The 22,840-nt window shown below is 44.3% G+C and carries 18 protein-coding genes and 1 pseudogene; 3 read left to right on the forward strand and 16 right to left on the reverse strand.

The genetic code is table 11. The annotated features are described in order from the left end of the window. Nucleotides 1–84 precede the first annotated feature (84 nt). The 3 genes from pnpS to GFC30_RS14860 all read right to left on the reverse strand — a co-directional run bounded on the left by pnpS (nt 85) and on the right by GFC30_RS14860 (nt 3,330). Nucleotides 85–1,836, reverse strand: coding sequence for a two-component system histidine kinase PnpS (gene pnpS / locus GFC30_RS14850; RefSeq protein WP_066327601.1), 1,752 nt, complete (start codon nt 1,834–1,836; stop codon nt 85–87). Next, entirely contained in the window at nt 1,829–2,539 is a 711-nt protein-coding gene (locus GFC30_RS14855; RefSeq protein WP_066327607.1) for a response regulator transcription factor, read from the reverse strand. The genes pnpS and GFC30_RS14855 overlap by 8 nt, the downstream gene beginning before the upstream one ends. A 152-nt stretch (nt 2,540–2,691) precedes the next feature. Continuing rightward, nucleotides 2,692–3,330 carry an RNA-guided endonuclease TnpB family protein gene (locus GFC30_RS14860; RefSeq protein WP_084256481.1) on the reverse strand — a complete coding sequence of 213 codons (639 nt, stop codon included), beginning with the start codon at nt 3,328–3,330 and terminating at the stop codon, nt 2,692–2,694. Nucleotides 3,331–3,568: 238 nt separating this feature from the next. Here GFC30_RS14860 and GFC30_RS14865 point away from each other — a divergent pair, with 238 nt between their 5' ends. Next, nucleotides 3,569–4,021, forward strand: a complete 453-nt coding sequence (locus tag GFC30_RS14865) for a transposase (RefSeq protein WP_066327609.1) — start codon at nt 3,569–3,571, stop codon at nt 4,019–4,021. A gap of 65 nt (nt 4,022–4,086) precedes the next feature. Here the strand turns inward: GFC30_RS14865 and ltrA are convergent, their stop codons facing one another. After that, the gene (gene ltrA, locus GFC30_RS14870; protein ID WP_066322684.1) at nt 4,087–5,346 is read right to left on the reverse strand and encodes a group II intron reverse transcriptase/maturase; all 1,260 of its coding nucleotides are present in this window, start codon (nt 5,344–5,346) and stop codon (nt 4,087–4,089) included. Nucleotides 5,347–5,906: 560 nt separating this feature from the next. On the opposite strand from ltrA, the pseudogene GFC30_RS14875 reads away from it, so the two are divergent. Then, a pseudogene (locus tag GFC30_RS14875) lies at nt 5,907–7,007 on the forward strand (IS1182 family transposase); the annotation flags it as partial. Nucleotides 7,008–7,116: 109 nt separating this feature from the next. On the opposite strand, the gene GFC30_RS14880 reads toward GFC30_RS14875, so the two are convergent. The 5 genes from GFC30_RS14880 to GFC30_RS14900 all read right to left on the reverse strand — a co-directional run bounded on the left by GFC30_RS14880 (nt 7,117) and on the right by GFC30_RS14900 (nt 11,823). Beyond that, entirely contained in the window at nt 7,117–7,587 is a 471-nt protein-coding gene (locus GFC30_RS14880) for a MaoC family dehydratase (protein WP_066327613.1), read from the reverse strand. 80 nt (nt 7,588–7,667) lie between these two features. After that, entirely contained in the window at nt 7,668–8,606 is a 939-nt protein-coding gene (gene mdh, locus GFC30_RS14885; protein ID WP_066327615.1) for a malate dehydrogenase, read from the reverse strand. A gap of 21 nt (nt 8,607–8,627) precedes the next feature. Next, a complete protein-coding gene (gene icd, locus GFC30_RS14890; protein WP_066327617.1) occupies nt 8,628–9,896 on the reverse strand; it encodes an NADP-dependent isocitrate dehydrogenase in 1,269 nt (422 codons plus the stop codon). A gap of 74 nt (nt 9,897–9,970) precedes the next feature. Further along, a complete protein-coding gene (gene citZ / locus GFC30_RS14895) occupies nt 9,971–11,089 on the reverse strand; it encodes a citrate synthase (RefSeq protein ID WP_066327623.1) in 1,119 nt (372 codons plus the stop codon). Nucleotides 11,090–11,373: 284 nt separating this feature from the next. Beyond that, nucleotides 11,374–11,823 carry a DUF441 domain-containing protein gene (locus GFC30_RS14900; protein ID WP_066327630.1) on the reverse strand — a complete coding sequence of 150 codons (450 nt, stop codon included), beginning with the start codon at nt 11,821–11,823 and terminating at the stop codon, nt 11,374–11,376. A 103-nt stretch (nt 11,824–11,926) separates the two neighbouring features. On the opposite strand from GFC30_RS14900, the gene ytvI reads away from it, so the two are divergent. Then, nucleotides 11,927–13,033, forward strand: a complete 1,107-nt coding sequence (gene ytvI, locus GFC30_RS14905; protein ID WP_066327632.1) for a sporulation integral membrane protein YtvI — start codon at nt 11,927–11,929, stop codon at nt 13,031–13,033. A 20-nt stretch (nt 13,034–13,053) separates the two neighbouring features. On the opposite strand, the gene GFC30_RS14910 is transcribed toward ytvI, so the two are convergent. From GFC30_RS14910 to dnaE, 7 genes are all read right to left on the reverse strand, one after another. Further along, complete coding sequence (locus tag GFC30_RS14910; RefSeq protein WP_066327635.1) at nt 13,054–13,443, reverse strand: FxsA family protein; 390 nt, start codon at nt 13,441–13,443, stop codon at nt 13,054–13,056. A 58-nt stretch (nt 13,444–13,501) separates the two neighbouring features. Next, nucleotides 13,502–15,262, reverse strand: coding sequence for a pyruvate kinase (gene pyk / locus GFC30_RS14915; protein ID WP_066327996.1), 1,761 nt, complete (start codon nt 15,260–15,262; stop codon nt 13,502–13,504). A 50-nt stretch (nt 15,263–15,312) separates the two neighbouring features. Beyond that, nucleotides 15,313–16,272 carry a 6-phosphofructokinase gene (gene pfkA, locus GFC30_RS14920; RefSeq protein ID WP_066327999.1) on the reverse strand — a complete coding sequence of 320 codons (960 nt, stop codon included), beginning with the start codon at nt 16,270–16,272 and terminating at the stop codon, nt 15,313–15,315. Nucleotides 16,273–16,443: 171 nt separating this feature from the next. Then, nucleotides 16,444–17,421 (reverse strand): acetyl-CoA carboxylase carboxyl transferase subunit alpha, encoded by a 978-nt coding sequence (accA, locus tag GFC30_RS14925; RefSeq protein WP_066327636.1) that lies wholly within the window; start codon nt 17,419–17,421, stop codon nt 16,444–16,446. After that, entirely contained in the window at nt 17,406–18,278 is an 873-nt protein-coding gene (gene accD / locus GFC30_RS14930) for an acetyl-CoA carboxylase, carboxyltransferase subunit beta (protein ID WP_066327637.1), read from the reverse strand. The genes accA and accD overlap by 16 nt, the downstream gene beginning before the upstream one ends. Before the next feature lie 113 nt (nt 18,279–18,391). After that, entirely contained in the window at nt 18,392–18,988 is a 597-nt protein-coding gene (locus GFC30_RS14935) for a FadR/GntR family transcriptional regulator (protein WP_066328001.1), read from the reverse strand. A 439-nt stretch (nt 18,989–19,427) separates the two neighbouring features. Beyond that, nucleotides 19,428–22,742 carry a DNA polymerase III subunit alpha gene (gene dnaE / locus GFC30_RS14940; protein WP_066327640.1) on the reverse strand — a complete coding sequence of 1,105 codons (3,315 nt, stop codon included), beginning with the start codon at nt 22,740–22,742 and terminating at the stop codon, nt 19,428–19,430. Nucleotides 22,743–22,840 lie beyond the last annotated feature (98 nt).

Here is a 22,840-nt window from a genome sequence, read left to right on the forward strand (position 1 = left end):
GCTCCCTAGATGAAGGGGTTTTCACGTTCAGCGTACCAAACGTTTATGAATAGATCATTAAAAAGATGTTAACATTTTGTAAATTCATACTTCTTTCGGAAAATGAACAGTAAACGTCGTACCTTTGCCGATTTGGCTTTTGACGGTAATATAGCCATGGTGGGCTTCGACAAGATGTTTGACAATTGCAAGTCCAAGCCCTGTTCCGCCCGAATTCCGGCTTCTCGCTTTATCGACGCGATAAAAGCGCTCAAAAATGCGAGGAATTTCTTTTTCCGCAATGCCAATACCCGTATCTTCGACATGCACGAGCACTTCCTCTGACGATTCTTTCACTCGAACGATGACATGTCCATCTGCTGGCGTATACGTCAGCGCATTCGTAATTAAATTAATAAAAATTTGCTTGAGTCGGTCGCTATCGCCGACGACATAAATGGAGTCCACAGCGTCTACCCGCAAATGAATATTTTTTTCTTCCGCTTTTCCCATGAACATCGTCATTAATTCCGTCAACAGTCTGGTGAGGTTGACTTGCTCGAGGCGAAGTTGAAACCCGTGCTGCTCGATTTTCGATAAATCGAGTAAGTCTTGAATTAAACTTTGTAGCCGTTCACTCTCTTGCAAAATAATTGATAAGAAATGTTCCAATGCTTTCTCATCTTTCATTGCCCCATCTAATAATGTTTCGGCAAAGCCTTTGATGGATGTAATCGGTGTTTTTAGTTCGTGCGATACGTTCGCGACAAAGTCTTTGCGCATCTGTTCTAGCTTTTTCAATTCCGTAATGTCATGGAACACGAGCACAATCCCTTTCCATTCGGCGTTTGTCCCAATAATTGGTGCCCCGTATACTTCAAAATATTTTCGCTCAATGTCAACCGTTAAGACGAGCTGTTTGCGCACTCTCGTTTCTTTTATAAAAATTTCGTCGACAAGCTGGATGATTTCTTTATAGGGAAACACCTCTGTATATAGCCGATGTAAATAATCGACAGGACGAATATGGAAAATTTCCTTATACGCTCGGTTCACTAAATTAATGTATCCTCGACTATCAATTAAGATTAAGCCACTGCCTACGTTTTCAATCAGCGTATGCAGCCGGTCGGTTTGCATCTCTTGAATTTTGCTCATTTCTTGTAAATTGCGAGCTAAAATGTTGAGCGAATGCGTAAGCAGCCCTGTTTCTTCTCCGTGTTGCGTTTCATACACTCTCGCTTTATAGTTTCCTCGGGCTAGTTCAAAGGCAACTTTTGTTGCGGCTTCGATTGGCTTCATATGTTGTGCTGTAATTTTCAATCCTAATAACACAATGACAATAAGCGCTGTGCCTAAACTGCTGACGAGCACTCCCCATATTTGTTGCGTCACTTTTTTTAAAGAATGGACAGACGTGCTTAAAATGACGTGCCCATTCGCTTTTTTCCCATGTAAAAACGGAACGATGTAATAATAAATGTTTTGTTTTTCTTCCATGATCGATGCATTTTTTTCTTCTTTGCCATGTAAAATATCGCGGACGATTCGTTCGTGAGCGCTATCGCTAATAGTAGAAACTTGCCCTGTATCGATGACGATTTTCTCGTTTTCATCAAGAACAGTAATGCGCGCAGACAGGGTGTCGCTCATCTGCTCGATTTGCCGACGTGCTGTATCAATTGGCTCGCTTTCAAGCAAAAGCGCAATCATTTTTGTTTCTTTTTCGATTCGTTTGTTCATCGTTTCCACATAAAAATCTTTAAACAACTGTCCTAACAACATTCCAAGGCAAACAAGAACTGTTACAATAAGCGAAACGAGCGCTACTACAAACCGAAAGCGAAAATCAGTCATCGCTCTTTGGCTCCTCAAGCTTATAGCCTAGTCCGCGAATCGTTTTAATATAGAGCGGCTTTTTCGTATTTTGTTCAATTTTTTCGCGCAAATGGCTAATATGGACGTCAACGATGCGCGTATCTCCGGCAAAGTCGTAGTTCCATACCGCACTCAATAACTGATCACGTGTTAATACCCGCCCCTTATTTTTCGCTAAATATAAAAGCAATTCAAATTCTTTTGGTGTTAATTCTAATAAATTATCTCGAAAATATGCTTCATATCGGTCTGGGAAAATGGACAATTCCCCAATGACGATCTTGTTGTTTTCCTCCTCTATTGGCACTGCCACCGGCTGAATACGCCGCAAAATCGCCTTCATGCGCGCCACGACTTCGCGTGGGCTGAACGGTTTTGTCATATAATCGTCTGCGCCAAGTTCAAGCCCGAGCACTTTATCAAACTCATCGTCTTTTGCTGTCAACATCAAAATCGGGACCATGATTTTTTGCTGGCGCAGTTGCTTACATACTTCGATGCCATCGATTTTCGGAAGCATTAAGTCAAGAATGATTAAATCTGGTTGCTCGAGAATCGCTTTTTGCAAGCCTTCTTCGCCATCACTTGCTGTGATCACTTCAAACCCAGCTTGTTTTAAATTGTATTCTAAAAGTGTGACAATAGATGGTTCATCGTCGACAATTAACACCTTCTTACTCATCTTTTCCTGCTACTAAAAATATAGACAAACCTATATTTTTAGAGTGTTCCTGCTTCAACGAACCCGACCTCGCCAAAAGGCTACTATCGTTTGCATGGCTCTCCACAGGCGTTAATTCCCGACTAGCCATCGGTACATCCATACCGTCCTCGTTACGTGAGAACGATATAGTCTGTTGCACGTAAAAGGGATGTTGCCGCATGAAGGTCTCTATCCATCGTATGACCACAACCATCACAAACATATATCGGATCCGATAACTGGAGGTCTTTTTTCATATGCCCGCAACGAGAACACATTTTCGACGATGGATAAAATCGACTGACTTGTCTTACTTCCATGCCATATTTTTTGCATTTATGAATGAGCCATGTTTGAAACGTATAAAAACATTGCTCTGCCATCGCTTTAGACAAATGACGGTTTTTCATCATCCCTTTGACGTTCAAGTTCTCGATGACGACGTATCGTGGCTTGGTTCTCACCACTTCATTCGCTACAAATTTCACGTACTCCAAGCGAATATTCGCCAATCGAGCATGGAGCTTTTGCACCCTAAAAATATTTTTGTCTATATTCGCTCCTCTTTTCGTAGCAGGCTTTTCACCTCTCTTCTTTAGATTTTCGTATTTGCGAGATAAGGAGCGTTGTTCTCGCTTTAATTTCTTTTTCAACTTCCTCACTTTTGGGTTTCGGTAAGCTTTCAATACGCCTTCGTTATCCCATCTTTGTAGCGTTTTTACCGACACATGTAACATTTCTGCAAATTCTTTTGGTTTATAGTGTTTCATGTCTATATTTTATAATGTTTAAACACTTTTGTATATTTTAAAAATCACTGTTTTCGTCCTCCTAGTAAGCAAACAGTTTTCTTTATTATACCACATAAAAAAAAAGGGGCTGACCCAAAACGCGAATGCGTTTTGAGATTAGCCCGATTTTTTTTACACTAAAATAGAAGAATCGCCCTTTTTTCTGGTAGAATAGAGTCACCACAACAACTATCACCGGAAAAGGAGCGATTCTTTTATGAAACATCATCATATTTCTTTTAAAGAGTATACCATGGATAACCTCACGTTGCCAAGCAATATTGCCGATCTCATTCCACCGGATAATATGGCTCACGTGGTTCACGAGATGGTCGAGCGCATCCCGATGGAGACGTTTCTTCCTTACTATAAAGGCGGCGGTACCTCTTCTTATCATCCAAAAATGATGACGAAAATTATCCTCTACGCGTACACCCAAAAAATGTATCATGGCCGAGAAATTGCTCGACAATTAGAAGTACATCTTCCCCTCATGTGGTTGAGTGGGTTTCAAAAGCCGGACTTCCGTTCCATCAATCGATTTCGCTCCGAACGGATGAAAGGGCTGATTGACGACTTGTTCCGAGAAATGATCACCCTGCTTGTCGCGGACGGCTATGTCAACATGGAAGACTATTTCGTAGATGGGACGAAAATTGAAATCGAGTAGGAGGGGGTGATTAACCCCCGACCTCTCACACCACCGTACGTACCGTTCGGTATACGGCGGTTCCACTAAGATTGACGCAGAAATTCGTAGCGATTATACAGACTTTTCAGCCCTCGTTGGCTCCAATAGGAGTTGTCGAGGGTTTTGTGTAGAATTGGGCTGTGGGCGATTCGCCAGTATTTCTTTCTGGTGTTTCCCCATTCGTATGCTTTGTATTCTGGAATCCCTAATCCAATCAGCTTTCTAACTCTTGTTTTAGGTTTCTTCCATTGTTTCCATTCACACATTCTCAGCCTTCTTCTTATCCACTCGTCTATTTCTTTGAATTTGCTCGGGGTATCTGCTAGCGCGAAGTATCCGCACCATCCTGTGAGGTATTGGTTCAGTCTTTCCACCCTTACTTCCATCGGATAAGGCTTCGACCGAGAAGTTATTTCTCGTATTTTTCTTTTCAGCCGTTCCATGCTTTCTTTGGCTATTCGCACCTTTGGATCTTTGTGAAAGGTGAAACTGAACCCTAGAAACTTCCGTTTCCACGGACGGTCTACTGCTGATTTCTCTCTGTTTACCTTCAATTTTAGGTGCTGTTCGAGGAAGGTCGATACCGATTTCATCACACGCTGTCCTGCTTTCCATGACTTCACATAGATGTTGCAGTCATCCGCATATCGGACAAATTGGTGCCCCCTTGCTTCCAACTCTTTGTCCAATTGGTCTAGGAGAATGTTGGATAGAAGTGGACTAAGCGGTCCTCCCTGCGGTGTTCCTTCTTCCGTTATTTGGACAACCCCATTTATCATGACTCCTGATTGAAGATATTTTCGTATCAACTTCAGTAGGATGCGGTCTTCGATTCGCTTGGCGAGTATCCCCATCAATTGGTCGTGATTGACTTTATCAAAGAATTTCTCTAAGTCTATATCGACCACCCAGCGGTAACCCTCTTTGATATATTCTTTCGCCTTCCTTACCGCATCATGAGCCCTCCGATTCGGACGAAACCCATAACTATTTTCCGAAAAGGTTGGGTCAAAGATTGGGGTTAACACTTGAGCGATTGCTTGTTGAATGAAACGATCTGTCACGGTAGGTATTCCTAACATCCTCACTCCGCCATTTGGTTTCGGGATTTCGACACGACGTACGGGTGCAGGTTGGTAGGTTCCTGTTCTTAACTCTTCCCGGAGGGAGTCCCAGTTTTCATAGAGATGTCTTCGTAGGTCTTTTACGGACATTCCATCGATGCCGTGACTTCCTTTATTTTGTTCCACTCGTTTGAGCGCCGTTAGAAGATTTCCACGTGACAAGATTCGTTCCATTAACATCTTCGCTTCCCTTTCTACGTGAACGAAGGTTCTCCTTATGCCAGTTCCTGCTCCACCCTCTTAGAGTCCCCCACGGGATTCACCGCTTCCTCCTCTAAGTAAGTCCTTTCGGATTGTCTGTGTTCTTCACAGGTACTGAATGCGTAGATTTCGTTCTCTCTTCATGGTTCAGTCCTTCCCACCCTTTCTCGAGCAAGGATGGTACTATGACCTCTGCTGACTTCTGATTGTTCAGCTATCCATCACTGGATAGGTTGCCAAGGGAACTCGGCATTCCAATCAGACCTCCCCGGGTAAGAGTGCAGTCTTTCCTTCCATCCATCTGCTTCATTTACTCGATATCACCTTCGGCAGAAAGGGCTTTGTTTTGTCGCGCAAACTCACCCAATGATACCTAGCCTCTTATGAAGTTCGTGTTCCTCAGACCGGAAGTTTGCCGCTCGCTTCCTTCAGATTCCGCGTCACCACGGACACCCTTGCGTTAAGCTAACTGCTACTTCTGCCTTCGCAGTTCGGGACTTTCACCCTATAGACTACACCCATGCCGGACGCACGCGAATGCCAACCGATACACGTTCGTTTGGCGGAAATCCGCCGAGAAATACCAAGAGAAATTACAAGCCAATGTGGATCAGCTCATCGCCCAGATCGATGCGATCGTGGAAGAAGAAAATGCGGAAGAAATCGACGCTTCCCCTGCTTTTACTTCAAAAGAAATCCGAAAGAAAACCGAGGAGTGGGAAAAACGTTTGGAGGCCGAGCCGGACAACCAACCGTTGAAGAAGGCCGTCAAGAAGATGAAGGAAGACTACTTGCCTCGCAGTGAAAAGTACGAACACCAACTCCAAGTATGCGGGGACCGCAACAGCTATTCCAAAACGGATGCGGATGCGACGTTTATGCGTTTGAAGGAGGACCACATGCGCAACGGCCAACTGAAGCCGGCTTATAACGTACAAGTGGGTTCTTCCGATCAGTTCGTTCTGGGGTATTCGCTTCACCAGAGACCCGGCGATACTCGTTGTCTTCTGCCACACCTAGAGACGGTTCGAGAGAAATATGGGGTGGTACCAAAACGCGTGACCGCTGACGCTGTCTATGGTTCCGAGGAAAATTACGTGAAACTCGAAGAGAAAAACATTTCCGCGTTTATCAAGTACAACACGTATGAGAAAGAGAACACACGCAAGGTCAAGAAGAACCCGCACCATCCACAGAATTGGACATACAAGAAAGAAGAGGACGTTTGGATTTGTGCGAACGGGAAAAAACTGGTCCGTATAGGAACTTCGAAGCAGACCACAGAATCTGGGTATACTTCGGTCATCCAGCACTACCAATGCCACGAATGCGAAGGGTGTCCGTTCCGCTCGGTCTGCACAACTTCCAAGTATGGACGTACAACGCAATGGAACCCCGTCTATCACGAACAGAAACAGAAGGCTCGTGAACGACTGGAAAGTGAAGAAGGACAAGCACGATACCGCCAACGCCAAACCGACATTGAGAGTGTGTTTGGGCAAATCAAGCAAAATCGCGGATTTCGTCGCTTTGTCCTCCGAGGCCTCCAAAAAATTTCCATAGAATGGGGGCTTATTTGCGTTGCCCATAATCTCCTCAAGAAAGCCGCTAAGGACAAACAACGGTCCTTAGCGGCATAAACAATGGAAACAAAAGGGGGCGAATCGCCCTTTTATTTAACAAAATATGTAAAAGTAAAGAAAACTGACTCCAAAAGTCCGCTTTTTAGCGGACTTTTGGGTCAGCCTCCTAAAAGTTTTCAAGCACGTGGCTATCAAGCCATGATAAAGCATATGGCGGACAAACGGTCAACGTCCCTTCGAGTACTTTTTCCCGTTCATCGCGCAACGCTTCGACGGCAACGGTGATCGAGTGGGCGTCGACATCGACAGATTTGACTTCAAACCAAAATTGCAATTGTTCATAATGATAGACTGGTTTTAAAAAATGGATATCGTGCCGCTCGATATGGCTTCCCGGTCCGGGCAAATATTTGGAAATAGCTGATGTAATCATTCCTGTCAGCATAATCGTTGGAACAATCGGCTTTTTCCATGGCGTTTGCGATGCATAATCATGCTGAATATATAGCGGATTTGCGTCATCTGTTAAGCCAAGGTATAGCAACAAATCTTTATCTTCAATTTTCGCGTTGATGACCAGTTTTTCCCCGACCGTGATTTCTGATATATTTCTCCCCAATTTCCGTTTTTTTAACATCGTTTACACCCCTTTGTTTGGAAACCGCTTTCATCCTAGATGAAAACAAACATTCGGGCTCTCCCGAATGTTTGTTTTTTTTATCCCAATACTTTCATGACGTTTTTGACCGACTCGACTGATTTCGCAAGTGCTGCTTTTTCTTCGTCGGTGAGCTCAAGCTCGATCACTTTTTCAATGCCGTTGCCGCCCAAAATCGTCGGTACGCCCAAATAAATGCCTTCATAGCCATATTCTCCTTCGAGGTAAGCAATCGCTGGAAGGACGCGGCGTTGATCTTTAATGATCGCTTCGACCATTTCGACAAGTGATGCGGCTGGCGCATAGTAGGCGCTGCCGTTGCCAAGCAAGTTGACGATTTCGCCGCCGCCTTTGCGCGTACGTTCTACAATTGCATCTAGCCGTTCTTTCGGAATTAATGTCTCAAGCGGAATGCCGCCTGCATAGGAATAACGGACAAGCGGAACCATGTCGTCACCGTGTCCGCCTAATACAAAGCCGGTAATGTCTTTGACGGATAGATTTAATTCTTGCGCGACAAACGTTCGGAAGCGGGCTGTATCCAACACACCTGATTGTCCGATGACGCGGTTTTTCGGAAATCCAGATTCTTTGTACACCGTGTACGTCATCGCATCGACTGGGTTAGTCAACACAATAATGTAGCAGTTTGGCGAATATTTGACGATTTCTTTTGTGACGGCTTTCATAATTTTTTGGTTTGTTGTCACTAAGTCATCGCGGCTCATGCCTGGTTTGCGAGCGATTCCAGCCGTGATGACGACAATGTCTGAATCCGCCGTATCCGCATAATCGGATGTGCCAATAATGTTCGCATCAAACCCTAATACAGGGCTTGATTCTAACATATCAAGCGCTTTTCCTTTCGTCGGGTTTTCTAGTTGCGGAATATCGACTAATACGACATCCCCGAGTTCTTTTTGCGCTAAAATAAACGCTGTTGTCGCCCCCGTAAATCCTGCGCCAATGACCGATATTTTTTTGCGCTTCATCGCCATTTTCCCCATCCCCTCTCGGCTTTATTCCATATTGCGAATTAACGCATCCGCAAACTCTGAACATTTCACCTCAGTCGCACCTTCCATGAGGCGAGCAAAGTCGTACGTAACCACTTTCGACGCGATCGTTTTTTCCATCGAATCAATAATTAATTTCGCTGCTTCGTTCCAGCCAAGATGTTCAAACATCATGACGCCTGATAAAATGACGGACGATGGATTCACTTTGTCTAATCCTGCGTATTTCGGCGCTGTACCATGTGTTGCTTCAAAAATCGCATGTCCTGTTTCGTAGTTAATGTTGGCCCCAGGAGCAATACCGATGCCGCCTACTTGTGCAGCGAGCGCATCAGAAATGTAGTCGCCGTTCAAGTTCATCGTTGCAACAACGTCAAACTCGCGCGGACGAGTTAAAATTTGTTGCAAGAAAATATCGGCAATCGCATCTTTAATAATGATTTTTCCAGCTGCTTCTGCTTCCGCTTGCGCTTTGTTTGCCGCATCTTTTCCTTCTGTTTCCACGATGCGGTCGTATTCTGCCCAAGTGAACACTTTATCGCCAAATTCTTGCTCTGCTAATTCATAGCCCCAGTTTTTGAACGCCCCTTCTGTAAATTTCATAATATTTCCTTTATGCACGAGCGTTACAGATTTGCGTCCATGCTCAATTGCGTAGTTAATTGCTGCGCGGACAAGGCGTTTCGTTCCTTCTTCGGAAATCGGTTTAATGCCAATACCAGACGTTTCTGGGAAGCGGATTTTGCGAACGCCCATTTCGTTTTGCAAGAAGTCAATTACTTTTTTCACTTCTGGCGTTCCTTTTGCATATTCAATACCCGCATAAATGTCTTCCGTGTTTTCACGGAAAATGACCATGTCCGTATCTTCTGGACGCTTAACTGGAGAAGGCACGCCGTTAAAATAACGAACTGGACGCAAGCAGACAAATAAATCTAGCTCTTGACGAAGCGCAACATTTAACGAACGAATCCCGCCACCTACTGGCGTCGTAAGTGGACCTTTAATCGCGATTATGTATTCTCGAATGACATCAAGCGTTTCTTGCGGCAACCATTCTCCTGTCAATTTGTACGCTTTTTCGCCAGCGAGCACTTCTTTCCAGACAATTTTCTTTTCGCCTTTGTATGCTTTTTCTACTGCTGCCTCTAATACGCGAGAAGCAGCTGCCCAAATGTCAGGACCCGTTCCGTCCCCTTCAATGAACGGAATAATCGGATTGTTTGGTACGTTTAACACACCGTTTGTAACCGTAATTTTTTCACCTTGCACTTGTAACAACCTCCAATGTATTTAATATAAAGGGCAAGGACATATAAATTCCCCGCCCTTTGTTTCCGTTTGTCTTAGCCTCTTTGCTCGATCGGCACATACGACCGCTTCGCTGGTCCTGTATACTCGGCGCGCGGACGGATGAGGCGGTTATTTTCGTATTGTTCTAAAATGTGCGCAAGCCACCCAGACATTCGGCTTACCGCAAAAATAGGGGTAAATAAATCATGATCGATTCTTAAACAATGGTACACAGATGCCGAATAAAAATCAACGTTTGGTGGTAACGCTTTCGTCGATGTAACAATCTCTTCGATTTTTGCCGACATTTCATACCAATGCGGCTCCCCGACAAGTTTCGTTAATTTTTCTGACATTTTTTTCAAATGTTTCGCACGTGGGTCGCCTTTCCGGTATACGCGATGACCAAATCCCATAATTTTTTCTTTGTTTTCAAGTTTTTTACGAACATATGGCTCTGCGTTTTCCACCGTGCCGATTTCCGTGAGCATTTTCATAACCGCTTCGTTTGCTCCACCATGAAGCGGACCTTTAAGCGCACCGATGGCTGCGGTAATGCCTGAGTAAATGTCAGACAATGTCGCAACACAGACGCGCGCTGTAAACGTCGAAGCGTTCAATTCGTGGTCAGCGTGCAATACGAGCGCTTTATCAAACGCTTCTATCGCAATTTCATTCGGCTCTGTTCCTGTTAACATATACAAGAAGTTCGCAGCGAACGTCAAATCTTTTCGTGGCGCAACTGGTTCGAGTCCTTTGCGAATGCGCGAAAACGCCGTCACAATCGTTGGAATTTTCGCTTGCAAGCGAATCGCTTTTCGATAATTTGCTTCCGGCGTCATCACGTCTGCTTCTTCGTCATACAACCCTAATAGCGAAATCGCCGTCCGCAACGCTGCCATCGGATGCACTTTATCAATTGGATATAGTTTAAAATGCTCGATGATTTCGTTTGGAACCGCTGCGTTTTCTGCTAGTTGCTTTCTTAGTTGTTCAAGCTGTTCTTTCGTTGGCAATTCGCGATGCCAAAGCAAATACACTACTTCTTCAAATGTTGCGTTTTCAGCCAACTCATCAATATCATAGCCAGCGTACGTTAATGTGTCATCAATGATGGAGCTAATGCTAGAAGTCGTTGCAACAACCCCTTCAAGACCGCGTGTTACTGTCATATACACCTCTCCTTTTCTCTAAAAAATTCCCCTTTTCCCATTATGCTTTTCGTGATGCGAGAGCGAGCGCTTGCTCGAAATGGTAAAACAAAACGAAAAAGAAAATGCTTACATTTTATATTGTATTCATATTGTCACCCATTCATGGATGTGCAACAATAAGAATATCCACAACCATCGTACAGACAAAGAAAAAGGCGCTTGTCTATATTATAAACAATTATCTGACTTTTGTGAATCAAAACTGCTTATTCTTGTTCAATATTATCATAAAAAAACGATTTTCATAAATATTCTATCACCTTGATTACCATATACGCAATGCCTGCCCCAATCAACGGTCCGACGGCTACTCCGTTAAAAAAGGAAACTGCAATAATTGTACCAAGCACAAGTGCAGCGGTGATGTGTGGATCGGTTGACAGCAGCGTAATGCCGCCCCGTGCAACTAAGGCAACAAATACCCCGGACAAAAGCGCCACCCACGCTGAAACAGATTGAAGCGACGCGATAAGCTGCTTAAACCCAATTTCACCTGTCGCAATCGGCGCTAATACCGCGATCGTAATAATCGTAACCCCCCATTGAATTCCTTTCGCTTGGATCAACAGCAGCCACTTCTCTAACCCGACGAGCTTCAGTACTAATAAACACGCTACAGCAACCATTAACGATTCATTTTTCGCCAAAAGCCCAATCCCTAACAAAAGAAGCAGAAAGATAATTTCATGCACATGTCGTCGTCCTTTCTTCTAAATTTAATGAAACTTTTTGCTTTTCATAGGCGTATAATACAGTATAATACTATGTATACGGAAAAAATTAGGAGGTGAAACTTTGTCTTCGCAATATGTACAACGTCTATTCCGTTTTCTCCTTGTGATTGGGGCACTTTTTTTGGGGGTTATCGCCATTTACTACGCCGCTACTGTTACATACCCGTTCATTATCGCATTTTTGCTTGCCTTTTTAATGAATCCAATCGTCAATTATTTAGAAAAGAAAGCAAAAATGCCGCGAGCACTTGCGGTGATCGTTTCTTTAATCGGATTGTTTGCCGTATTGGCAGGACTCGTTACACTTTTAATCGTTGAAATCGTTTCTGGCACCCAATATTTAGCGGAAGTAGTACCGAGCCATTTTCAGACGCTTGTCGTCTACATCGAAAACATCATCGCCAGCCAAATCATTCCTCTCTATAAAGATTGGGCTGCATTGTTTAAAAACTTAGACGCTAGCCAGCAAGATACAATTATGAACAATATTCAGTCGGTTGGAACAAAAATAGCGACGACGGTCGGTCAATTCATTCAAGACGTATTGCAACATATTCCTAAGTTACTCGGATGGCTACCGAACGCCGCAACAGTAATCATTTTTTCGCTACTCGCTACATTTTTCATCAGCAAAGACTGGTATCGTCTAAATGGTACAGTGCATCGGCTATTGCCAACAAGAGCGCGGACAAGCGGGCAAGCAGTATTTCTCAACTTAAAGCGCGCGCTATTTGGGTTTGTAAAAGCACAAGCAACGCTCATCTCGATTACGACTGTTATTGTGTTAATCGGATTGTTGGTTTTACGCGTCGATTATGCAATTACGATTGCGTTAATTATCGGGATCGTCGATGTTTTGCCGTATTTAGGAACAGGCATTGTGTTTGTACCATGGATTATATACGCTGCTATGAGTGGGGATGTGCCGTTTGCCATTGGATTAGGGGTCTTATACGTCGTCGTTCTCGTCCAACGGCAAATTATGGAGCCGAAAATTTTATCTTCCTCTATCGGCCTTGACCCGCTCGCCACGTTAATTGCGCTGTTTGTTGGCTTCAAACTACTTGGGTTTCTCGGGCTAATCGCCGGACCTGTGCTGCTTGTAGTCATCCGCGCCTTGCACAGTGCCAATGTGTTTCATGACCTATGGCAATTTATTAAAGGTTAGGCCCTTCGTGCAAGAAGGGCTTATTTTTTTATATAAAAAAACACATTCGTATCAAATAGCGCCTTCAGCCATCGGGCAAGCAACGGTTTCATCCATCTTCGCGTTGCTGGAAGCAGCAACAAAAAACCGATAATATCCGTAAAAAAACCTGGCGTTAACAGTAAAAGCCCTCCCGCAAGCACACAAATGCTATCCAATACAGCACCGCTTGGCAAACGACCATACATCATCTCCCGCTTTACCGCTTCAATCACTTTCTTTCCTTGCCATTTGGCAAGCGCTGCGCCTAACACCCCTGTGAACAAAATAAGGAAAACGGTCGACCATACACCGATCAGTTGACCGGAAAGGACAAATAAAGCAACTTCCACTAAAGGAATCAAAAGAAAAAGTGCAACAATTAATCTCATCACGCTTCCCTCCCGAAAAAATAAAACAGAGAAGACCCCTTCTCTGTTTTATTTTAGCTTATAGTACGCTCGCATGTCCTTGATAAATCGCGCCAAATCCTGCATCGACCGTGATTTCTTGCCCATCTTTTAAAATCGATGTCGCGTTTTGTACACCGACCACGACTGGAATACCAAGGCTTAAGCCGACAACAGCTGCATGGCTTGTTAGTCCGCCTTCTTCTGTAATGATTGCCGCTGCTTTTTCGAGCGCTTTCACCATATCGGCATCCGTGCTATACGTAACGAGAATACCACCGTCAACCATTTTGTTAAGCGCTTCTTCCGCTGTTTTAGCAATTACTACTTTGCCAAACGCTGACTTTCTACCAATCCCTTGCCCTTTTGCAATCATATCGCCGATGACATGGACTTTCATTAAGTTCGTTGAACCAGTTTCCCCGACTGGGACGCCTGCTGTAATTACGACCAAATCGCCATGTTTCACGATGTCGGACTTCACTGCTGCTTCGACAGCAATATCAAGCATTTCGTCCGTTGAATTGACTTGTGGAGCAACTTGAGGATAAACGCCCCATACTAGCGCTAATTTTCGCGACACAGCATCACTTGATGTAACCGCAACAATTGGTGCTTTCGGACGATATTTTGAAATCATGCGCGCCGTCTGCCCGCTAACGGTTGGCGTCACAATCGCAGCAACATCAAGATTTAACGCCGTATGCGCTACTGATTGACCAATCGCATCGGTAATGGTCGTTCCGCTTTGTTTTGTACGCTGTGCTAGCAAATCGCGGTATTGCAACGCTTGCTCTGTGCGTAACGCAATCCGGTGCATCGTTTTTACTGCCTCGACTGGATAAAGTCCCGCTGCTGTTTCTCCGGAAAGCATAATCGCATCCGTTCCATCGAAAATCGCGTTCGCCACATCACTTGCTTCCGCTCTCGTCGGACGCGGATTGCGCTGCATCGAATCAAGCATTTGTGTGGCTGTGATAACGGGTTTACCGAGCGCGTTACATTTTTTTATAAGCTCTTTTTGCACAAGTGGCACTTCTTCCGCTGGAATTTCTACCCCTAAGTCTCCGCGCGCAACCATGAGACCGTCTGCCACTTCTAAAATTTCATCAATGTGGTCAACACCTTCTTGGTTTTCGATTTTCGGAATAATTTTAATATCTAACGCATCGTTCGCTTCTAGCAACTCACGAATTTCTAATACGTCTGATGCCCGTCGAACAAACGAAGCAGCGATAAAATCGACGCCTTGGCGAATACCGAATAAAATATCTTGGCGGTCTTTTTCCGTAATGCCAGGTAAGTTGACACGCACACCCGGCACGTTAACGCCCTTTTTATTTTTTAACACGCCGCTATTTAATACTTTCGTCACGATTTCCCGTGCTTGTTGGTCGACCGATAACACTTCTAAACCAATTAAGCCGTCATCGAGAAGGATTTTATCGCCAGCTTTTACATCGTCAATCAGTCCTTCATAAGTAACGGAAAATTTTTCTGGCGTACCAAGCACTTCGTTCACTGTTACGATGACTTGTGCCCCTTCTTTTAATTCGATGGCGCCGTTTTCCATGTTATGTGTTCGAATTTCTGGCCCCTTCGTATCTAACAAGATGGCAACATTTTTTCCTGTCTGTTTCGCCGCTTGGCGAATATTTTGAATGCGCTGACCATGCTCTGCATAATCTCCGTGCGAGAAATTTAAGCGCGCTACGTTCATTCCCGCTTCGATTAATTCAACGAGCTTTTCGACGCTTTCGCTTGCAGGACCAATTGTACATACGATTTTCGTTTTCCGCATATTTTCCATTCTTCCTTTCCGTTTGTCCTCTGGTAACGATACCACGTTTTTTAAATCGAAAGCTCTTTGGACAACTGATACATTTTTTGGTCGATGGTATGTTGCTTTGCTAACGCTTCAATAATGTCATGATCAACTAATTGGTTGTTTTGGATGCCGACGCATCTTCCACCTTTTCCTTCTAATAGCAACTCCACTGCACGTGCCCCAAGCCGGCTTGCAAGTACGCGGTCAAACGCCGTCGGAGAACCACCGCGCTGCACATGTCCTAACACCGTGACACGCGTTTCAAAACCTGTTGCTTCTTGAATTTTTTTCCCGAATTCAACGCCGCTTCCAACGCCTTCGGCTACAATAATGATACTATGTTTTTTCCCCCGTTCATGTCCGCGCTTTAGTCTTGCAATAATGTCGTCCATATCGTAGTCTGCTTCTGGGATTAAAATCGACTCCGCTCCACCTGCTAATCCTGCCCAAAGCGCAATATCGCCGGCATGACGACCCATTACCTCGATTACGTACGTACGCTCATGAGATGTAGCTGTATCACGAATTTTGTCGATAGCATCAATGACGGTATTTAATGCTGTGTCGAAGCCAATCGTAAAATCCGTTCCCGGGATATCGTTATCGATTGTTCCAGGTACCCCAACGCAAGGATAGCCGTGTTCGGTTAATTTTTTCGCTCCTTGATACGAACCGTCTCCACCAATAACGACTAGCCCTTCGATTCCATGCTTTTTCAACTGCTCGATTCCTTTGAGTTGGCCTTCGAGCGTTTTAAATTCTGGACAACGTGCCGTATATAGCATCGTTCCCCCACGATGAATAATATCGCCGACATCACCGATTTCTAGTTTCTTAATTTGCCCCGCAATCAATCCTGCATACCCATGGTAAATTCCGAACACTTCCACGCCGTGATAAATTGCTTTGCGCACAACTGCCCGAATCGCTGCATTCATTCCTGGAGAATCGCCACCACTTGTCAATACACCTATTCTCTTCATCTTGCTCACCTCGTATTCTTGTTTCATACCCCTCAGAAGTCCGACCTCATACATTGTATAAAATACCATGAAGCATACCCGAAAACAATAGATAACCCGCTGTTTTCACAAATGTTTATTTTTCTTTCAATTTTCGAGTAGGCAAAAAGCTGCCTCATTAAAAGAGACAGCTTATTTTACCCCAAGATAATCGCGTGAAAACGTAAATTTCCCTATCTGCTTAAACTTTTCGTATCGCTGTTCGACTAGTGCATGCCCATCTAATGTGAACAGCTCTTTTAGCGACTGTTTCAACACTTGGTCAATTGCTTTTGCTTGTTCGTCCACATCGCGGTGCGCTCCTCCGCGCACTTCTGGAATAATTTCATCAATGACGCCGAGCGCTTTTAAATCGGGCGCCGTAATTTTCATCGTTTCCGCTGCACGCCGCGCTAACGACGCGTCCTTCCATAAAATTGCGGCAGCTCCTTCTGGGGAGATGACGGAATACGTGGAATTTTCAAGCATGTGAATATAGTTGCCAACCCCAAGCGCCAATGCTCCGCCGCTTCCCCCTTCTCCGATGACGATGCAAACAATCGGCACTTTTAGCCCTGCCATTTCAAACAAGTTGCGGGCAATTGCTTCACTTTGGCCGCGCTCTTCCGCCGCTTTTCCTGGATATGCTCCTTTCGTATCGATAAAGCAAATAATCGGACGCCCAAACTTTTCCGCTTGTTTCATCAACCGTAACGCTTTGCGGTACCCCTCCGGATGCGGCATTCCGAAATTACGTCGAATATTTTCTTTCGTATCTTTTCCCCGCTGATGCCCGATAACAGTGACAGGCATCCCATCGTATTTGGCAATACCGCCGACAATCGCTTCGTCATCTCCAAATAGGCGGTCGCCATGACATTCGAAAAAGTTCGTAAATAGGCGTTGAATGTAATCAAGCGTTGTAGGGCGGTTTGGATGTCTTGCGATTTGTACGCGATCCCATGGCGTTAAATTCGCGTACGTTTCGTTTTCTAGCTTTTCCAATCGTGCCTCTAATTTTTCAATTTCTGCGGATAAATCGACATCCGCGGTTTTCGTAAATTCTTTTAGCTCGCTAATTTTTTTTCGCAGTTCAATGAGCGGTTTTTCAAATTCTAATTCTCCCACCATCCGTCATCCCCCCTTGCCTGATGAATATCTAATACGTTCGTTAACGTTTCTTTTAACTCGTGTCGATGAATGACTGCATCGAGTTGTCCATGTTTTAATAAAAACTCAGCGGTTTGGAAATCTTCTGGCAATTCTTCACGCACCGTTTGTTCGATGACACGGCGACCAGCAAAGCCAATGAGTGCCCCCGGCTCGGCAAAGTTGTAGTCTCCAAGGGAAGCAAAGCTTGCCGATACCCCTCCAGTCGTCGGGTGAGTCATCACGGAAATAATCAATCCTCCCTCTTCGCTGAACCTTTTAAGGGCTGCGCTCGTTTTTGCCATTTGCATTAAGCTTAGTACTCCTTCTTGCATGCGCGCACCGCCAGAAGCAGTAAAAATAAGAAACGGAACACCTAGTTCCCGCGCTTTTTCCACCGCTCGCGTAATCTTTTCGCCAACGACCGAGCCCATGCTTCCCATTCGGAAGGCGGAATCCATTACCGCAATGACAAGCGGATAACCATTTAACGTTCCTTCACCGGTTACGACGGCTTCATTTAAATTTGATTTCCGGCGATCCGCCTCCAGTTTTTCAAGATAGTCCGGAAATTGAAGCGGATTTTCTGAAATCATCTCCGCATCGTACTCGCAGAAGCTTCCTTCGTCTAAAAGGCTAGCGATTCGTTCGCGCGACGGCATCGGGTGGTGGTAATGGCAGCTGATGCATACGCGCAAATTTTTCACAAGTTCTTTTGTATACATAATTTTTTTACATTTCGGGCATTTCGTCATAATCCCTTCCGGAACATCTTGTTTCATTTGTTCCGAAGGAATCGAAGCATATTTTTTCTTTTTAGTAAACAGCTCTTTAAGCAAGAGGTGTTCCCTCCTTTTGCCAATGTAGGATGTATTCTGAACATGAATGTGCGGCGACAAACAGTTCGTTTGCCGACTGCGGCAGAAAAGCTAGGAATATTCGTTTTTAATGGTTAATCAACGCACCTGTGCTCGGAAAATATTGTGCGAATGGTTGTCCAGTCGCGCGGTCTGAATGATTGTGCCATTTGCTCATAAAACACATGGGGAAGTGAAATCGTTCCATGCTGCGATTGGTAAAAGTCGTTTACTACGCGCCAAATTCGCTCGAGCAAATAGTTATTTGCTGCTTTTACTACCCATTGAAAAAATGTTTCATAGTCAAGCGGTTTGGTTAGCAATTGCTCTAATTGTTGAACGTGTTCCTCCGTCCGTCTTTTACAAGCCAACAATAAGCAGATTTCCTCAATCAGCCATTTCGTTTCTGCTAAATCTTCTTTTGCTTTTTTTTCTTGCAAAATAAACATTCCTAGCAGTCCAATAAGCTGATGGTCTCCGAATTCTTTTAAATACGTCCCTTCTCCTCTTCTCGTTTCAATAATTCCGAGAAACTCAAGGGAACGGAGCGCCTCCCGAACCGAAGAACGACCAGCGTTCAATCGTTCAGCTAATTCTCGTTCGGAAGGGATTTTATTGCCTGCACTCAATCCGTCTTCTTCAATGATGCGATACAGCTGTTGCAAAATTTCTACGTATACTTTCGACGTCATCGTATTCGATTTCACCTGCTTTGTACCATAATATGCACAGCGGCTTCTTCATAACCTTTGAATCCTAAAAAATAAATAGCGCCTGATTGCTCACTAACTTCATAGCCTTTCGTTGAGCATCGGAACAAATCTGGTCTGACCACTTAACGTTTATACAATATAATAAAACAACCAAATAGTAAAGAAAAGATTATTTCTGCTCGACGCATGGGCGTTGATTATCCACTATTTTTACTAAAAAACTGAGAATCATATAGCTAGACATAAGCTTTTCTGCCGCTTCCCTCGAACGAGAAAGCCAGCGTGCACATGTCATTTTCCCCCACCAAGCGTTCGTTGTTTTAGGTATGCGTACATCATGCCGTAGTCGGCAAGCGAACCGCTTGCCGACTACGGAAGACAATCTAGGAATAGAGCGATATCGACTAGTTTTTAATGGTTAATCAACACGTCTGAGGGCGACATATTGCTCGCCAATCAATGTTTTCAGATTCATTATACATTCATTTGAAGCGTTCACGTAATAATCCGGCGATAGCTTTACCGTTTTTCGCTCTTGCTCGTAATAAAGCACAACTGGAACGGTTCCACGATATCGCTGCAAGAGTTGCTTCAATGATGCCAGCTTAGGAAGATGATGAGGGCAAATTTTAATAAAAAGCGTTTCTTCGCTAAGTGCGATAACACTTCTCATGATAATTTTTCCGTTTCCGCCGCGTGCTTCGACTTTCCCTTCAATCAGCACGATTTCTCCTCGTTTTAACAACGATTGATAGCGGCGATATACCGCTGGAAATGCGACCACCTCTGCTTCTCCGCTCTCATCACTAACGGTAAAAAACGCCATTTCTTCTCCGTTTTTTGTCCTTGTTTTTCGTTCACTTACCACGTAAGCCCCGACGCGAACGTATTGATCGCTTCGTTCTTTTAGCGCGTCAGCAATCGCCGTCGCTCCCGCTGCCTGCAAACGCTCTATTTTAGCGGAAATAGGGTGCGGAGAAACATACACCCCTAACAGTTCTTTTTCGTGCACAAGTTTTTCCTCCAACGACAACGGTGGGGCTTCCACATACTTCGGTTTAAACGACAATTCGCCCGCGAATATGTCTTCACCAATATACGGTCCTATTAATTCTGCGTGTTCGAGCGCTGCGTCTAACGTTGCAAGCAACACTGACCGATCAACGCCAAATTCATCAAAACACCCCGCTAAAATCAGCGATTCAATCGTTTTGCGGTTGACTGCTTTTTTAGACAATCGGGCACAAAAATCGAATAAATCGGAAAATGGACGCTTTTTCCGTTCGTCGACAATCGCTTTTACTGCTATCGCACCGACATGTTTTATACCAGCAAGGCTAAAGCGGATATGTCCGTCCTCGATGGCAAAAGAATAGTAGCTTCCATTAATAGAAGGCGGGAGCAGGCGGATACGTCTTTTGCGCATCTCCTGAATATACTCCGCTAGTTTTTTTTCATCCCCAATAACGCTCGTTAATAGTGCCACGTAAAAATAAAACGGATAGTGCGCTTTCAAATACGCCAATTGATAGGCAAGCAAACTATAAGCGACTGCATGGCTTCGGTTAAATCCGTAGTTAGCAAAACGAACAATCAAATCGTATAGTTCATGAGCAACCGTTTCGCTATACCCACACTCGATGCAGCCATTAACAAAATGGGTTCGTTCTTCGTCAAGAATTTCTTTTTTCTTCTTCCCAACCGCCCGCCGCAATAAATCCGCTTGTCCTAACGAAAAACCTGCCATTTTTGCTGCGATTTGCATAATTTGCTCTTGATAAATAAGCACCCCATAAGTTGGCTGTAAAATTGGTTGAAGGTCTTCATGCAAGTACGTCACCGCTTCTTCGCCATGTTTGCGGCGAATGTATACCGGAATAAATTCCATCGGTCCTGGCCGGTAAAGCGCATTAACCGCGACAATGTCTTCAAATTGGGACGGTTTCAGCTGCCGAAGCACTTGCTTTATCCCTTCTGATTCGAGTTGAAAAATGCCGCTCGTATCCCCATTACTTAACAGCTCATACGTTTTTTTGTCATCTAATGGGATATTGGTTAAATCGACCGATTGTTTTGTTTTTTGCTCAATCAATTTCTGAATGTTGCCAATCAACGTTAGTGTGCGGAGACCAAGAAAATCCATTTTTAATAAGCCAAGCTGTTCTAATACATCCATCGAGTATTGTGTTAAATAAATGTCCCCGTGCCCTTGCTGCAACGGAACGATGTCCGAAAGGGGCCGCTCGCTAATCACTACCCCTGCTGCATGGGTTGACGTATGGCGCGGAAGTCCCTCAAGACGCAACGCCGTCATAAAGAGCTGGTGCATTCGTTCCGAAGCGTGTACTTCTTTCCGAAATGCAGGCACTTCGTCATACGCTCCTTGTAGCGTCACCCCTAATTTGTTCGGAAGATACTTTAGTAGCTGTTCGATTTCTTTAGCCGTCGCCCCCATCACTTTTGCCACATCTCGCAGTGCAGCTCGCGCACCAAACGTGCCAAATGTAATAATTTGTGCAACATGCTGGTTTCCATACTTTTTTGCAACGTATTGAATCACTTCATCCCGCCGGTCGTCAGGAAAATCAATGTCAATATCCGGCATCGAAATACGTGCGGGATTTAAAAACCGCTCGAACAGTAGTCCATATGGAATGGGGTCAACGTTTGTGATGTAGAGGGTATACGCAACAAGCGAACCGGCCACCGAACCGCGTCCTGGCCCAGTCATTATTCCTTGCTTTCGCGCAAAGTTCATAAAATCCCAAACAATTAAAAAATAATCGCTGAAATTCATTTCTTTAATCATTGCTAACTCATATTCGAGTCGTTCGACATATGGTGGCGTCGGCAATGGAACACGCTTTTGCAACCCTTCGAAACATAGTTTCCGTAAATAATCATGGACATTTTCATTGTTAGGTACAGGGTATTTTGGTAGCTTCCTCTCCCCAAACGGAATATCGATATGGCATTGGGCCGCAATTTTTTCCGTATTGATAATCGCCTCTGGAATATCAGAAAATAAAGAATCCATTTCCTCTGCTGATTTTAAATAGTATTCGCCACTTTCTAGCCGATTTCCTTCTCCATGGATTTTTGTCCCGCGGTGAATGGCAAGAAGGCACTCATGCACAAACGCGTCTTCTTTTTCGAGATAATGAACATTATTCGTTGCAACGAGTGGAATGCTTGCTTCTTTGCTTAAACGAATTAGCTCGCGCTGCCACGTTTCTTCTTTTCCATGTCGCTGAATGGCGATATAAAAATCGCTAGTAAATAGTCGCTTATATGTATTCGCTACTTCCCTTGCTTGCTCCCATTCATTTTGGGCAAGCAACGTTTCAATCTGTCCATCGTTTCCGGGCGTTAGCGCAATAAGTCCTTCCCGGTAATGCTTTAGCCATTTTTCAGGAATCCCGTCTTGCGCTTTCGTTTGAATAGTGCTGCTTATTTTCAGTAAATGACGATAGCCGATGTCGTTTTTTGCTAACAGCACAAGCGGGTATCCTTCTTTTTCTAATTTCACACGAGCAATCATTCCAATAATCGGCTTAATTCCATATTTTTTACACTCTTGATAAAACGGAATCGCACCGTACAATACGTTTTCATCGGTCAATGCTAGCGCATGGAAACATAAATCGCTTGCTTTTTTCACTAAATCATTGATTTTCGCTGTCCCGTTTAATAAACTATATCCACTCCGTACATGAAGGTGAACGAACCCCAATGGCTTTCCCTCCTTTTTCCTTAATTATAGTCGACAAAACTTTCACAACGCAAAACATACTTCGTGTCGTTTGTCCATATATATGAAAAGGAAAGTGG

Origin of the sequence: Anoxybacillus amylolyticus (assembly GCF_001634285.1) — a bacterium.
GTDB classification, from domain to species: domain Bacteria; phylum Bacillota; class Bacilli; order Bacillales; family Anoxybacillaceae; genus Anoxybacteroides; species Anoxybacteroides amylolyticum.